Origin of the sequence: Flavobacterium gyeonganense (assembly GCF_029625295.1) — a bacterium.
GTDB lineage: Bacteria > Bacteroidota > Bacteroidia > Flavobacteriales > Flavobacteriaceae > Flavobacterium > Flavobacterium gyeonganense.
In genome coordinates this window covers 773,577-788,644 of the sequence record NZ_CP121112.1, presented here as the reverse complement: position 1 = coordinate 788,644, position 15,068 = coordinate 773,577, and the positions used below count along the sequence as shown (strand labels likewise).

Below are 15,068 nucleotides of genomic sequence, written 5' to 3'. Positions count from 1 at the left end.
AGGGTGTTTAATTACGAATATCTTAATAAAATGATATTTTTATTTTGTTATATGTTTTTTTAAAACAACATAGTAAAAATATTATCATTAAATGATATAATACTATTAACTTCCTATATCGTTCTGTTATAGATTTGTTAAAAATAAATCGGTAAAATATAACTTCCTTTTTACTGCTTTATAAAGGATTAAACTTTCAACTAACCAAACATTTATTATGAAAAAACTAATCACTAATTTTATTCACTGGAATGCTAGCCGTAAGACCATTCCATTGATGTTATTTCTGTTGCTGAGCAACTTCATTACTGCTCAGGTAAAAGTATCAGGTGTCGTGTCTGATGAAAAAGGATTATCGATTCCTGGTGCCAATATTTCGATTGCCGGTTCTAAAGTTTCGACTTCAACAGACTTTGACGGAAAATATTCGATCGATGTTCCTGCAAATGGAACTTTATTGTATTCTTTTATCGGATTCAATACTCAAAAAGTTGCTGTTGACGGCAGAAAAACCATAAATGTAATTTTAAAATCAGCTGCAGAAGATCTTAAAGATGTAGTTGTAATTGGTTACGGTACTCAAAAACGAAAAGATGTAAACAGTGCAATTTCGAGCATCAGCTCAAAAGATATCGAAAACTTAAAAGTAGTTTCTTTTGACCAGATGATGCAGGGTAAAGCGGCAGGGGTAGTCGTAAATAGTAACTCTGGTGAACCGGGAAGTAACGTTTCGGTGAGAATTAGAGGGGTCTCTTCTCTAACAGGGACAAACGAACCGTTATATGTAATTGATGGAGTGCCAATGTCTGGAGACGCAAGGAACTCATCTACATCTGGAAGAAATGCTCAGGGAAACTCGAATTTTTCTAATAATGGTAATATTACACAAAGTCCGCTTGCGCTTTTAAATCCAAGTGATATCGAATCGATTGATATTTTAAAAGATGCTTCTGCGACTTCTATTTATGGTTCGCGCGGAGCAAATGGGGTTGTGATTGTTACAACAAAATCAGGTAAAAAAGGAACTGGAAAATTGTCTTTGGAGAGTTCCTATACAATTAGTAATCTTCCTAAAAAGCTTCATTCTATGGATCTTCAGGAATATGCGAGGCATCAAAATGCATTGTCAGCAGTTTATGATCCAACTTCTTACAGACCAGAATTTGCTCATCCTGAACTTTTAGGAAAAGGTACTGACTGGCAGGATGCCATTTACGAAACAGGATTGATGAGTTCGAATCAATTGTCATTTTCTGGCGGAAAAGAAGGAATTAATTACTATATCTCTGGAGGTGTTTTAAATCAGGAAGGTATTGTGATCGAATCTGGTTTTAAACGATACAACTTCAGAACTAATATTGATGCTAAAGTAAACAGCTTTATTAAAGTTGGTGTAAACGTAAGTGGTGCTATAACAGATGAAAAACTAACACTCAACGGACAATTTAACGGAGTTGTAGCGACTTCATTATTAGCGACTCCAGATGTGGCGGTTAGAGAATTATCAGGCGCTTTTGCAGGACCTCCTGCGGGCGGAGCAACATCGTTTGTAAATCCTGTTGCTACTTCTTTATTAGGATCAAATACTTTAGTTAGAAAAAACTATTCAGGAAATTTTTATACTCAGGTTGATATTGCCAAAGGTTTAGAATATCGTTTTGAAGCTGGTGGATATATTTATGACAACTTAGGTCAGCGATTCGATCCAATGTATTCTTTAGGAAACGCAGTAAAAAGTTTTGCCAATTTGTATTATAATCCTTCTTCAGGAAATTCATGGAACTTAAAAAACATGCTTACCTATAGAAAAACAGTGGATAAACACAATTTTACACTTCTGGCTGTTCAGGAATCAAACAGGGCACACTGGCAAGGTTATACGATTACAGGTTATGGCTATAAAGATAACAACGATAAATCGCTAGCAGCTTCAGACTTATCAAAAGCAGTTACAAGCGGAGTTTACTCTGGTACTCAAACGTTGGCTTCTTACTTAGGAAGGGTAGTTTACGATTTTGGAGACAGATACGGAATTACAGCTGCGGTTAGAACTGACGGATCTTCAAAATTCTTTGTGGGTAATAAATGGGGTGTTTTCAGCTCAGCAAGTGGTTCATGGAAACTTTCAAATGAAGCTTTTATGGCAGGAACGAAAAAATATGTTGACAATATTAAACTGAGAGCAGGTTGGGGACAAACAGGAAACAATCAGATTGGAAACAATTTGTATGATTCTAATCTTCACCTGATTAATAGCACAATGGGAACTTCTTATCTTCCATCAAATTCGGCTAATAAAGATTTGAAATGGGAGACTCAAGAGCAGACCAACTTAGGGTTGGATTTTACTTTGTTTAATTCATCACTTTCTGCAACTGTTGATTTGTATAAGAAAGTTTCTAAAAACTTCTTGTATCAGGTGCCGCTTCCAAACTTTCTTTCAGGTGGTGGAGATTATGAGGGAGGAGTTAATCCTCCATACTTTAACTTAGGAAGTATGCAGAACAAAGGTCTTGAGGTAACGCTTACTTACAACAAACAGTTTACTCAGAACTTTTCTTGGAATGCCAGTGCCAACTTTACTAAATATGTAAATGAGGTTACAAACATGGCTGGATTAAACATTGTAAAAACAATGGGAACACTAGCTTATAATACTGTTACAGTTTCCAGAACTCAGGAAGGTCTGCCAATTGGTTCATTTTTAGGGTATCAAGCAACAGGGATTTACAGAACCGATCAGGATTTATTGACTTACGGCCATGATAATGGTTCTGGAACAAAAGTAGTTTTGAAAAACGGTACCAACTCATTATTGCCTGAATTCCAAAAAGGAGATGTGATTTACAAAGATCAGAACAACGATGGTGTTATTGATACTAAAGATTTAGTGACAATTGGGAATCCAAATCCAAAATTCACATATGGTTTCACTAATAATTTCAAATACAAAAATGTTGATTTGTCTATTTTCCTTCAAGGAACTTCTGGAAATAAGCTGATGAATTTAACTCGTATGTCGGGTACATTAAATAGTAATTTAGGAACTAATTATTTAACAGAAGCTGCTGATTTTTACTCAGCGACAAATACCAATGCTGCGTTGCCAAGACCATCTGCATATAATGATATTAATAATGCAGTTTCTTCAAGATTTATTGAAGATGGATCTTATTTAAGAATTCAGAATGTGACTTTAGGATATTCACTTCCTTCTGATATAATTTCAAAAATTAAACTCACAAGATTAAGAATTTATGCTTCTGGTCAAAACTTATATACTTTTACAAAGTATAAAGGATATGATCCTGAAGTAGGTTCATACAATCAGGATGCTTTATTATCTGGTGTAGATAACGGACGTTACCCAGTGCCAAGACAGATTTCTTTTGGTTTTAATGTTGAATTTTAATACGAAATAATATGAAAAATATAATAAAAAGAAGCGGTGCTGTTGCTTTAACAATCATTATGTTAATGTCTTCTTCTTGTTCTCAGGACTTTTTAGATGTACCTGCAGAAGGAGTACCAACAATAGGGAATTATTATGATTCTGATGTAAAGCTGGATAACGCTAGTAACGGACTTTACGGTATTGTATGGTTTAATATGAATAAAGAAGGATTTTATGGTATTACCGATGTTATTTCGGGGAATATGTATGCAGGTCCTTATAATGAGTTTGGAAAATTTACAGATTTGAGTTTTACAAGCAGCCAGTCTTTTATTGGTGATTCATGGAGATCATGTTTTGGAGCGGTTGCCAATTGTAATTCTTATATTAATACACTGCCTCAAAGTGTTGGCCCAAACGTTTCAAAAGAAGCTTTGAACAATGCAATGGGAGAAATGCATTTTATTAGAGCTTTTGCTTATTTCTTCTTAGTAAGATTATGGGGAAATGTGCCAATCATCGAAAACAATGCTGATTATTCTAAAAACTTCGTGATTCCAAGTAATCCGGTTGAAGATGTTTATAAATTTATTGAAAACGATTTAAAATTTGCTATCGATAATTTAAGATCAAAAAACAGAGGTTCTGATTACGCGGCAAACGCACATGTGTCTAGCGGATCTGCAAAAGCACTTTTGGCAAAAGTATATTTGTATCAAAAGAAATATGATCTGGCAAGAACAATGGCTCAGGAAGTAATCAACAGCGGAGAATTTAAATTATTAGGAGGAGATGAACTGCCAACAAAATCATTTGCTGATTTATGGCTTCAGAAAAATAATAACAACGAAGAATCTATTTTTTCATGGCAATGGACAGGAGCAGGGACCTATTTCGAAGGAAACTTCTCTAATACATTATTTGCACCAGAAAACAGATTGGTTGAAACTTCTTATTCAGGTCAAATTGCGCCATCTCAGGATTTAATTCATAATGTTTATGAGCCAGGCGATAAAAGGAGAGCCGAAACATTTATGCTTCCTGGAGATTATTATCCAAACTTAATGTATGCACAAACACTTGCGGTAGATTCACCAAAACTTTTAGGATATACTTTTGATGAAGAAAATGAGGCGCAGAATTCAGGAGCTGGTTTGAAGAAATATGTTATTGGGAAAGAAAATTTAGCGATTACTGGACCATTCAATGCACCATTTAATGGAGAAAGTAGTATGAATAGTTATATGATGCGTTATGCTGATCTGCTTTTAATTCATGCCGAAGCAATATTAGGTTCGCAATCAGGAAGTACTTCAGATCCTGCTGCTTTAAAGTCATTTAACGCAGTTCGTAAAAGAGCTGGTCTGCCAATTAAAGCTTCTGTTTCATTTGATGATATTTTCAAAGAAAGACGAGCCGAGCTAGCTTGTGAAGGAGATTATTATTTTGATTTAGGACGTTTGCCATTCGCGAAAGCAAAAGCAATTTTAGAAGCACAAAACAGAGGAGATAAAGAAACGCCAAAACACATTACCATTTCGGCATCAAATCTTTTACTCCCTTATCCTGCAGATGATTTAATTAAAAATCCAAAATTAACAGAAGTAGCGCCGTATACTTTTAAATAATTTTTAAAAATAATAGTATGAAAAATATAAAAATTGTTTCGTTAACAATAAGTATGGCGTTGATGCTTTTTCTGACGCTTTTTACTTCATGTTCAAGTGATGACAGTACTGAAGCTTATAATGGCGCTCCTGTAATAGAATCTGTGATGCCTTCAGGATATAATGTAGACGGAAGTCTTAAACCATTAACACCGGTAACATTAGTAGATCCAAAAAACTATTATGTAATTCATGGAAAAGGATTGCTTACTACAAAAAAAGTATACTTTAATGACTTCGATACGTATTTCAGACCAACATTTGTAACTGATACTGATATTATTATATTAGTTGATGAAGATACGCCTTATGCGAATGCTTCTAATCAGTTAAAAGTAGTTACTGATAGAGGAACTGTGGTTTACAATTTGACAGTTGCGCCTCCAGTGCCTACATTCAGCGGTTTTAATTCTATAAACTGTTCAGAAGGAGATCAGGTAATAATTAAAGGTAAATACTTCTTAGATCCTGTAGTTACTTTGGCAGAAACACCAACACAACCTGCGGTTCCGGTTACAGTAGTTTCTTCAACTTTAGAGCAGATCGTGGTAAAAATCCCGGCAAATGCTAATCACAGATATCTTTCTGTAACTAATATATCTGGAACAGCAACCTCAAAAGAAGCTATCGGGACAGCATTGTATGATGACGTATTGTATGGTGTGCAATGGGGAGGTCCATGGGCTGGTAAAGGTGTTAATTTTGATTTTGGCGGAGATTCTTATCAAGGCCAAAAATCCTGGCAGTGGGAATTCGGTCAATGGGACGGAGGAAATTGGGGGTTCAATGTAGATTTAACTCCATACAAAGCATTGCGTATTGCTATTAAAGGGGCAAAAACCGGACGAGTTAATTTTAATGTAAATGGCGGTGTAAATTATGTATTGCCTGTTACAACTTCATGGGTGTATCTGGAAATTCCTTTTAGCGATTTAGGAAACCCAACCAGCCTTACAATGCTTACCTTCCAAGAATCAAATAGTGATGGTGGTAATACCGTATTATTTGACGATATAGGATTTGTATTAAAATAAGAGATTTCTTTTTGAGTTAGTTTATGTGATATTCCCTAGTTGAAAAATTAGGGAATATCTTTTTTGTGAAGAACTTTAAATTTAAAAATAATGAAAAAAATAGTTTTAGGATTGATTTTACTTAGTTCGGTTTTAGTTTTTAGTCAGGGAAATACACATAATCAAGTAGGAGGGAAATTCGAAGGTCTCGCCATGACCCCGCCAATGGGCTGGAATTCATGGAATACTTTTGCAACCAATATCGATGAAAAATTGGTAAAAGAAACGGCTGATATTATGGTTTCATCAGGAATGGCCGCGGCAGGTTATAATTATATTGTCCTGGACGATGGATGGATGGCAAAAGAACGAGATGCAAACGGAGATTTAGTGCCGGATCCGGTTAAATTCCCTAACGGAATGAAGGCAGTTATAGATTATGTGCATAGCAAAGGTTTGAAATTTGGTTTGTATAATTGTGCAGGTACGCAAACTTGTGCCGGTTATCCTGGAACACGCGGTTATGAATATCAGGATGCCCGTTTTTATGCGAAACTTGGAATTGATTTCTTGAAATACGATTGGTGTAATACAAAAGGAATTACAGCTCCGGAGGCATACACAACAATGAGTAATGCGTTAAAAATTGCTGGAAGACCAATTGTTTTTAGTCTTTGCGAATGGGGAGATAACCAGCCTTGGGAATGGGGAAAACCGGTTGGGAATCTTTGGAGAATTTCGGGAGATATTTATCCTTGTTTTGACTGTGAATTCAAACATCCTGAAAATTGGTCATCCTGGGGGTTTATGAAAATTGCAGATATGCGTAAAGATATTCGTAAATATTCGGGTCCTGATCACTGGAATGATTTTGATATGATGGAAGTAGGAAATGAAATGAATGATATTGAAGATAAGGCGCATTTTAGTATTTGGTGTATGCTGGCATCACCATTGTTTAGTGGAAATGATTACAGAAAGATGACAAAAGAAACACTAGCAATTTTAACTAACAAAGAATTGATTGCTGTGAATCAGGATAAATTAGGAATACAGGGTTTTAAATATCTTGCTGAAGATGGTGTTGAAGTTTGGGTAAAACCCTTGTCAGATGATAATTGGGCGATTACTTTTTTGAACAGAAGCGATGTTGCTAAAAAAATCAATTTTGACTGGAAAAAGTATTTAATAAAAGATGTGGATTTTGGTTATGAAGCCGACTTTAATAAAAAAGTTTTCAGGTTAAAGGACCTTTGGAAAAATAAAGAAATCGGGAATACTAAAAAGAATTTTACAGCAGATCTTGGATCTCATGATGTAATTACATTACGATTAATTCCATAACACTCTTTAATATGAAAACAGAAGCTAGACTTTTTGTCTATACCTTATTATTAATGTTTTGTTTTACCAATGCTCAATTTGTGAAAAGACATGGTCAGTTAAGTGTTCAGGGGACTCAATTAGTTGATCAGGATAATAATCCGATAGTTTTACGCGGAATGAGTTTTGGATGGCATAGCATGTGGCCCAGATTTTACAATGAAAAAGCAGTTAAATGGCTAAAAAAAGATTTTAACTGTAATGTAGTTCGTGCTGCTATGGGAATCGAATTAGGAAACATGTCTTATATAAAGGAGTCGCAGTTTTCGAAAGATAAAATTGAGGCAGTTATAAAAGGGGCTATAAAATCGGATATCTATGTAATTATAGACTGGCACAGTCATAATATAAATTTAGAAGAAGCAAAAGCTTTTTTTGCTGAGATATCTAAAAAGTATTCTAAGTATCCAAATATTATTTATGAGGTTTTCAATGAACCGGATGATGAAACCTGGCCACAAATTAAGGAGTATGCTGAAGAAGTTATTAAGATAATAAGAAGTAATGATCCTAAAAATATTATTCTGGTCGGATCTCCGCACTGGGATCAGGATGTTCATCTTCCGGCAGCAGATCCTATTTTAGGATACACTAATATAATGTATACGATGCATTTTTATGCTGCAACACATGGAAAAGAATTAAGAGACAGAACGGATCAGGCAATAAAAAGCGGTCTGCCCATTTTTATTTCAGAATCAGCTGGTATGGAGGCTACTGGAGACGGACCTTTAAATATGAATGCTTGGCAGGAATACATCGATTGGATGGAATCCCGAAAGTTAAGCTGGATTACCTGGTCGGTTTCTGATAAAGATGAAACATGTTCAATATTGAAAAAATCTGCAAAATCGGAAGGGAAATGGAAGGATACTGATTTGAAAGAGTCAGGAATTAAAGTTCGTGAATTTTTAATAAAATATAATAGTCAGAAGTAGTATCAGTTATTTTTAGATTATAAGAAGGCCTGTTTATTTTAACAGGCTTTCTCCGTTTTAAAAGGTCTTTTATAGCGGTTAATCTAAGCTGATCTCGTGTGTTGTTTTGTAGGAATTTTATTTGATTGCTTTTTAGCTGTTATTTAATATGTATTCTTTGTTGGTTATTTTTGATTTACATTTTTTTAATGTGCCCCCTTATTTTTTTAGGGTCTTCTGTTTTTTTTATTTAAAAAAAGATTAAAAAGTGGCTATTTTATTATTTTAAAAATTTTAAACCCTATTTTTTAAGGCTTAATGTTGAAAAAATCGTTGTTGAATTTTTAAAAAGCTATCCTTATAAATATCAAATAACGATTATTTTTAATTTAATTTTTGTAATCCGTAATTCTGCTCTAAAAACATTAAAAAAATAGTTTTCGATTCTTCTACTCATACAAAAGTTAATAAATTCGCTGAAGAAAATGATGATGATTTAGACCGATTTAAAGTTCAAAAAAAGCAATCGTAATTATAAAAAGATAAAAATTTAACTAACCAGAATCAATTAATAACTAAAACCAATTTACACATGAAAAAAGTATTATGTATTTTATCATTAGCCCTAACAACAAGTTTTGCATTTGCACAAGATGAAACATCAGAAACCACTCCATTAGAAATTTCAGGTTCAGGTGATATATATTACAAATATGATTTTGCTAAAGTTCCTAACATTCCGACAAGTTTTGCAACAGACCAGAATTCAGTTTCTTTAGGGATGTTGGATATCGCTTTGAAGAAAAAATTAAAAATATTTCTTTTGTTGGCGAAATTTCTTTTGGACCAAGAGGTCAATATCAGTCAATACCAAATGGTGATGGAACTGATGCAAATTCATTTCACATCCAAAATTTATATGCAAGCTATGCAGTTTCTGATAAACTTAGCCTGACTGCGGGTTACATGGGCACATTTATTGGGTATGAAGTAATCTCGCCTGTTGGTAACTTTCATTACTCCACTTCTTATTTGTTTACTAATGGACCATTTCAAAATGCAGGTGTTAAAGCAAATTATGCTATAACTGAAAAATTTGGAGCAATGGTAGGTGTATTTAATGACTCATGGAATACATATAAAGCAGATCCTCAAAAAGGATTAAATGCTGTAGGGGGGCAATTGTCTTATGTAACTGATAAAGCAAGTGCATATTTAAATTTTATGGATGGCTCTGTAAGTGGTACTATTGTTGATTTAACTGCAACATTCCAATTAACCGATAAATTCAAATTAGGTTTAAACGCTGCTGATTTTTCAAACGAAGGTGATGTAGGTTATACAGGAGCCGCATTATACCCATCTTATGCGATTACTGATGCTTTTGCTTTGGGAATACGTGGTGAATATTTTAAGTCTAAAGAGGGGTCAGATGACACAGATATTACAGCTTTGACTTTGTCTGGGAACTACAAAATAAACGGTTTGACTATTATTCCAGAGTTCAGATTTGATTCAAATTCAGATAAAGTTAAGTTTGTAGATTCTGATTTAGTGCCTGCTAAATCTGCTTCTCAAGTGCTTCTGGCTTTAGTTTACGGATTCTAAAATCAATTATAAAACATACTCTTTCTAGAAAAGAGATAAAGATTGATATTTTTTTTTTTTTTGGAAGCTGTCAAAAATTATAAATTTTTGGCAGCTTTTTTATATGTAATTGAATTTGAGTTTATAATTCTCATTCGGTACAATTAGTCAACAGGTAAGGAAAATTATGCTTAAGAAAAATCTTTAACCTAAATAAGTCTTTGTGTACGACTTTGTATGAAAAAAAGATTAGGATGAACTGGATCAAATCATTTTTATGATGATAAACCATCTTCAAATACTCAATGTTTTTATTTATTTCTAATGATATAAAGTAGTACTTAAGTTTTATATGTAAGGGTTGTTTTTTTGCCTCAGGCATTGCTGGTAATTATGAATGAATAGGGGTAAGGCTTCGGACAAACTTTTTTGATAGTATTTTGAAGGTCTTGAAAATCTAATAATAAAAAAACGCATTCTCTAAATTTTATCAGGAATGCGTTATTTATTTTATTTTTAATGTATTATCGTCTATTGAACCTGTTTTTTGTAAATAGAATAAATAGTGTCTATTGTTTTTCGGTCTAAAATAGCTGTAGTATCTGTTTGAATATAATGTAATTTAAAAGCCTGAATCGCTGCTGAAAGATTTTTGGTATTGTACCCAATAATTCGCAATGCCGGTTCAATTTTAAAATCAAAAGGGGCTTCTTCCAGAACTTCATCGGGCCAAATTCCAAATCCTTTTTCCGCTAAAGTCTTCCATGGGAATAAAGCACTTGGATCTTGTTTTCTTCCTGGAGCGATATCAGCATGACCTAAAATATTTTGTGTCGGAATATTGTAATCTTTTTTCAGTTTTGTCAAAAGGGCCACTAAACTGCTGATTTGAGCTTCTGTAAAAGGTTTGAAACCATTGTTATCAAGTTCTATACCTATTGAAGAAGAATTTAAATCCGTGTTTTTTCCCCAGCTGGATGCCCCGGCATGCCACGCTCTTAAGTAATCATTTAACATCTGAACTACTTTTCCGTTTTCAGAAATGATATAATGTGCACTAACCTGTGTTCTGCTTTTTGTAAATGTACTTACAGTTTGCTGGAGTGAATCCTGAGCAGTATGATGAATAACAATAAAACTCGGCTTTCTTAGATTAAAATTGACTGTTCCAATCCATTCTGTTGTAATACCATTTACTAAAGAAGTAGAGCCTGTTTTTGAAAGTGTATCCTTTACAATCCCTAATTGCGAAGCATAAGTAGTATCTATAACTACAGGCGGAACAGCTGGTGGTATTGGCTGGACTTCTTTACTTGTAATTTGATTTTCTAAAGTTTTAAGCTGCTGATCGTAAACTTTTTCAGTAGTTTTATATGGATTTTTTGTCCCGCAGGAAGTTATAATAATGGCTGAAATCAGATAAAAAAAATGTTTTTTTAACATGCTTTAATTACATTTAAGGTTGAGTCAGGATTGTTATTCAGCAGGCTTTATTGCTTCAGTGTCTTCTTTGACTTCTTTAGTGTCTTTTGAATCTTTATCTTTTTTCTTTTTAGATTTAGTTTTTTTTATTTCTTTAAAATTAGCCATAAAAGTAGTATACTTTTCGATTTGCCCAGGATTAAGGAAAGCTGTTATTTTTTTTGTCGTAACTTCTCTTAGTGCGTTTATCTGTTCAATTTTCTGATCCTGGCTGCTGCTTTCGTTTTTCAAAAGAACGCCTTGTTCTCTCATGCTGTCTGCCAAAACATTTGTAATAGCGATAACCTGTAATTCATCAAGATTTACTTCGGGTTTCATTTGCTCTACAATTTTAGCAGCTGTTTCTTCTACAGGAACTTCTTTTGGTTTGCTTGGGCTGCTTTGGGGACCCTGCATCATGCTTCTGTCCATGCCCATTCCGCCTCTGCCGTAACCGTTCCCATAGCCATTATTGTAGCCATTTCCATATTGTGCTGAAATAGAATTATAGCTTAATAAAGCGAAAGCTAAAAGAAAAATAGAGTGAAAAGGTTTCATAAACTTTAAAATTGATGATTGGTTAGCGTAAATTTAAGCAGGTTCTCCGTATAAATCAAATTCGGTCGCTTCTATTATCCTTATATTAACAAATTCGCCAGTTTTTACATAATGTTTTGAGGCGTCTATTAAGACTTCATTGTCAACATCCGGACTGTCAAATTCTGTTCTTCCTACAAAATGAGCACCTTCTTTTCTGTCAATAATACATCTGTAAACCTGACCTATTTTTTCCTGATTCAAATCCCATGAAATTTGTGATTGTAGTTCCATGATTTCATTGGCTCTGGCTTGTTTTACATCAGCAGGAACATCATCTTCCAATAAATAAGCATGCGTATTTTCTTCATGGGAATAAGCAAAACAGCCCATTCTGTCAAATTTCATTTCCTGAACAAAATCTTTCAAAATTTCAAAATCTTCTTGTGTTTCACCAGGATATCCAACAATTAATGTGGTTCTAATAGCCATTCCCGGAACTGCAGCGCGAAAATCTTTTAATAACTGAGTCGTTTTTGCCTGAGTAGTACCGCGGCGCATCGATTTTAGAATGTTATCCGAAATATGCTGCAACGGAATATCAATGTAATTACAAATTTTTGGTTCGCGTTTCATTAGCTCCAGAACATCCATCGGAAAACCGGTAGGGTAGGCATAATGCAAACGTATCCATTCGATGCCTTCTACAGCTGCCAGTGCTTCTAATAATTCTGCAAGATTTCTCTTTTTATAAAGATCAAGGCCATAATAAGTCAGGTCCTGAGCGATTAAAATCAATTCTTTTACGCCGTTTTTGGCTAATCCCTGTGCTTCTTTTACTAATTTTTCGATTGGCTGAGAAACATGCGAACCTCTCATTAACGGAATAGCGCAGAAACTGCAGGGCCTGTCACAGCCTTCAGCGATTTTTAAGTATGCGTAATTTTTTGGAGTAGTCGTTAAGCGCTCTCCCAATAATTCATGTTTATAATCTGCACCCAGCGCTTTCAAAAGCTGAGGCAGTTCTGTGGTTCCAAAATATTGATCCACATTTGGGATTTCTTTTTCCAAATCAGGTCTATAACGTTCAGATAAACATCCTGTTACGAAAACCTTGTCAACTAAACCTTTGTCTTTTTTATCAGCGTATTCCAAAATCATGTTTACCGATTCTGCTTTCGCATTGTCAATAAAACCACAAGTGTTGATTACGATAATGTTTCCTTCTTCTTTTGCAGTCGCTTCGTGAGTAACTTCTTTTCCGTTTGCACGAAGCTGTCCCATAAGCACTTCGCTGTCATATACATTTTTCGAACACCCAAGAGTGATTACGTTAATTTTGTTCTTTTTTAAAGACTTGGTTCTCATACTTTTATAAATTGGAGTGCAAAATTACACTTTTTTATTCAAACACCGCTTGTTTAGAGTTCTTTTAGGTGTTTTTTCGGGAGCTATTTCCCGCTATCCGTTGCAATCTTTTGTGCCGAACACCGGCACAAAAGGATTTTCACTTCTATCGGGGCTAAAAAAAATCCGCCGGGTCAGACCAGACGGAAATTTTCAATCCTCTATTTTGATTTTTAATTACAATTCAAATAATAAAGTTACGGAAACATTGTTGAGTTTAGAATTGATTTTTGCAGGGTTGGTTAATCCGGTTGCAAAAAATCCCTGATTAGATTCTCTTTCAGTATAAGAATAGGCAAGATCAATTTTTGTGCCTCCAAAATTATAGCCTAAACCTCCCGAATAGCTGTTTAAATCCCCAATTGTTTTGCCGTCTTTGTAAGGGCTTCCTTCAAAACGATATCCACCCCGCAGGCTTAATCTCTTGATTTTGTACTCGCCTCCAATCCTTAATTCGCCACTTGTTGTTAGTTGGTTGCTTATGTCATTGTTCAGTTCCCTGAATCCTGAATCACTCGTCGGTTTGAATTTAGTATTTCCGTAGTCTTTAATAGAATAGTCAAGACTGATTAAACCGGTTTTTCCAAATATATAAGCACCGCTAAAAGTGAATTTCCCTGGAGTCTGGAGGGTGTAAGGTTTGTAAACGTTCGTTATATTAGGATTTACGGCATAATCAAAAACCTCATTTGCGCTATTTTCTGTTGTGGTAAATAAACTTTGGGTGATTTCATCATATAATTCATACCATGTATTCGATTCGTATGCTACGCCAAGTCGAAAAGAATCTGTGATTTTTCCAATTGCTCCCAGTTGAAATGAAAAACCATTGCCATATGTATAAATTTCGTTATTAAAACGCAAATTTGAAATTGTTTCTCTGGCTTGCAATGGGTTTGCGTTGTCCTCGTAAAAAGTTCTTGTGCTTCTGTGATCCGTAACATGGACATTTAAATTAGCTCCCAGATAAAGTCTGTCATTGTAGGATGTTGCTATGTTAATACTTAATTTACTGTTGTATCCGACAGTATGAACTTCATTTTCTTGATAATATTTACCTTTTGTAGGGTCACTTCCCGCAGGAACATTTGTTAGGTATTGAGTATTATTGGCAGTATTAGAAGCCGGTATGATAACTTTTCCTCTAAGTCCGAAATAAGCCTGTTGTTCACTGTAGGATTGATCTCTATAATCCAGATTTGTATTTCTTAGTTCTATTCCGTTTGCATATGCTAAAAAATAATCATCTATAGAATTGTTTGTGTTGGTTCCTACTGAAACTGTTTTGTTGCTGAAATTGTTTGTGTTTTCATAATTCGCTCCAATAGTTATTTTTTTCCAGTTGTTGTTTGGATTCATGGTGTTAAATACAAAAACAACTCCGGCCTGATTTAAAACCGACGAGTTGTCTTTCGTGGACATTTCATCGTTGAAATAATTGGAATTGTTTTTAATGTTCTGATTGCTAAAAGTCAGTCCAGCCTGATTATTGTTAAAAATTGCAGATCCGGCAGGGTTTACAGATAATGATGATAAATCTCCTCCAAGTGCTCCAAAGGCGCCACCCATTGCCCTAAAACGGGCAGTTCCTGTTAAATTGTCCTGAGAATATCGTACACCATCCGAAATTTCCTGAGAATAAGAGACGCTGGCAGTTAATCCTGTTATAAGTAGGATGAATATTTTTTTCATTTTTTGTTGA

The 15,068-nt window shown here is 34.5% G+C and carries 10 protein-coding genes; 6 read left to right on the top strand and 4 right to left on the bottom strand.

What is annotated here, in order from left to right; genetic code table 11:
* Positions 1-217 precede the first annotated feature (217 nt).
* From P5P89_RS03245 to P5P89_RS03220, 6 genes are all read left to right on the top strand, one after another.
* The gene (locus P5P89_RS03245) at positions 218-3,412 is read left to right on the top strand and encodes a SusC/RagA family TonB-linked outer membrane protein (RefSeq protein WP_278010720.1); all 3,195 of its coding nucleotides are present in this window, start codon (positions 218-220) and stop codon (positions 3,410-3,412) included.
* Between the two features lie 11 nt (positions 3,413-3,423).
* Positions 3,424-5,022, top strand: coding sequence for a RagB/SusD family nutrient uptake outer membrane protein (locus P5P89_RS03240; RefSeq protein WP_278010719.1), 1,599 nt, complete (start codon positions 3,424-3,426; stop codon positions 5,020-5,022).
* Positions 5,023-5,039: 17 nt separating this feature from the next.
* Positions 5,040-6,095 (top strand): hypothetical protein, encoded by a 1,056-nt coding sequence (locus tag P5P89_RS03235; protein WP_278010718.1) that lies wholly within the window; start codon positions 5,040-5,042, stop codon positions 6,093-6,095.
* A 90-nt stretch (positions 6,096-6,185) separates the two neighbouring features.
* Positions 6,186-7,418 (top strand): glycoside hydrolase family 27 protein, encoded by a 1,233-nt coding sequence (locus P5P89_RS03230; protein ID WP_278010717.1) that lies wholly within the window; start codon positions 6,186-6,188, stop codon positions 7,416-7,418.
* Positions 7,419-7,429: 11 nt separating this feature from the next.
* The gene (locus P5P89_RS03225) at positions 7,430-8,395 is read left to right on the top strand and encodes a glycoside hydrolase family 5 protein (protein ID WP_278010716.1); all 966 of its coding nucleotides are present in this window, start codon (positions 7,430-7,432) and stop codon (positions 8,393-8,395) included.
* Between the two features lie 786 nt (positions 8,396-9,181).
* Positions 9,182-9,982 carry an outer membrane beta-barrel protein gene (locus P5P89_RS03220; protein ID WP_340696539.1) on the top strand — a complete coding sequence of 267 codons (801 nt, stop codon included), beginning with the start codon at positions 9,182-9,184 and terminating at the stop codon, positions 9,980-9,982.
* A gap of 510 nt (positions 9,983-10,492) precedes the next feature.
* Here the strand turns inward: P5P89_RS03220 and P5P89_RS03215 are convergent.
* The 4 genes from P5P89_RS03215 to P5P89_RS03200 form a co-directional block, all read right to left on the bottom strand.
* Positions 10,493-11,404: an N-acetylmuramoyl-L-alanine amidase gene (locus tag P5P89_RS03215; RefSeq protein ID WP_278010715.1), complete on the bottom strand. Its 912-nt coding sequence runs from the start codon at positions 11,402-11,404 to the stop codon at positions 10,493-10,495.
* 33 nt (positions 11,405-11,437) lie between these two features.
* Positions 11,438-11,980 carry a hypothetical protein gene (locus P5P89_RS03210; protein WP_278010714.1) on the bottom strand — a complete coding sequence of 181 codons (543 nt, stop codon included), beginning with the start codon at positions 11,978-11,980 and terminating at the stop codon, positions 11,438-11,440.
* Positions 11,981-12,013: 33 nt separating this feature from the next.
* Complete coding sequence (rimO, locus tag P5P89_RS03205; RefSeq protein WP_278010713.1) at positions 12,014-13,327, bottom strand: 30S ribosomal protein S12 methylthiotransferase RimO; 1,314 nt, start codon at positions 13,325-13,327, stop codon at positions 12,014-12,016.
* Between the two features lie 216 nt (positions 13,328-13,543).
* Positions 13,544-15,058, bottom strand: a complete 1,515-nt coding sequence (locus P5P89_RS03200) for an OmpP1/FadL family transporter (RefSeq protein ID WP_278010712.1) — start codon at positions 15,056-15,058, stop codon at positions 13,544-13,546.
* Positions 15,059-15,068: the final 10 nt, after the last annotated feature.

Bases quoted from the DNA above. Each gene is read 5' to 3' on its own strand.
- P5P89_RS03235 (WP_278010718.1), top strand. From the start codon at position 5,040: ATGAAAAATATAAAAATTGTTTCGTTAACAATAAGTATGGCGTTGATG.
- P5P89_RS03240 (WP_278010719.1), top strand. From the start codon at position 3,424: ATGAAAAATATAATAAAAAGAAGCGGTGCTGTTGCTTTAACAATCATT.
- rimO (WP_278010713.1), bottom strand. From the start codon at position 13,327: ATGAGAACCAAGTCTTTAAAAAAGAACAAAATTAACGTAATCACTCTT.
- P5P89_RS03210 (WP_278010714.1), bottom strand. From the start codon at position 11,980: ATGAAACCTTTTCACTCTATTTTTCTTTTAGCTTTCGCTTTATTAAGC.
- P5P89_RS03215 (WP_278010715.1), bottom strand. From the start codon at position 11,404: ATGTTAAAAAAACATTTTTTTTATCTGATTTCAGCCATTATTATAACT.
- P5P89_RS03225 (WP_278010716.1), top strand. From the start codon at position 7,430: ATGAAAACAGAAGCTAGACTTTTTGTCTATACCTTATTATTAATGTTT.
- P5P89_RS03230 (WP_278010717.1), top strand. From the start codon at position 6,186: ATGAAAAAAATAGTTTTAGGATTGATTTTACTTAGTTCGGTTTTAGTT.
- P5P89_RS03200 (WP_278010712.1), bottom strand. From the start codon at position 15,058: ATGAAAAAAATATTCATCCTACTTATAACAGGATTAACTGCCAGCGTC.
- P5P89_RS03245 (WP_278010720.1), top strand. From the start codon at position 218: ATGAAAAAACTAATCACTAATTTTATTCACTGGAATGCTAGCCGTAAG.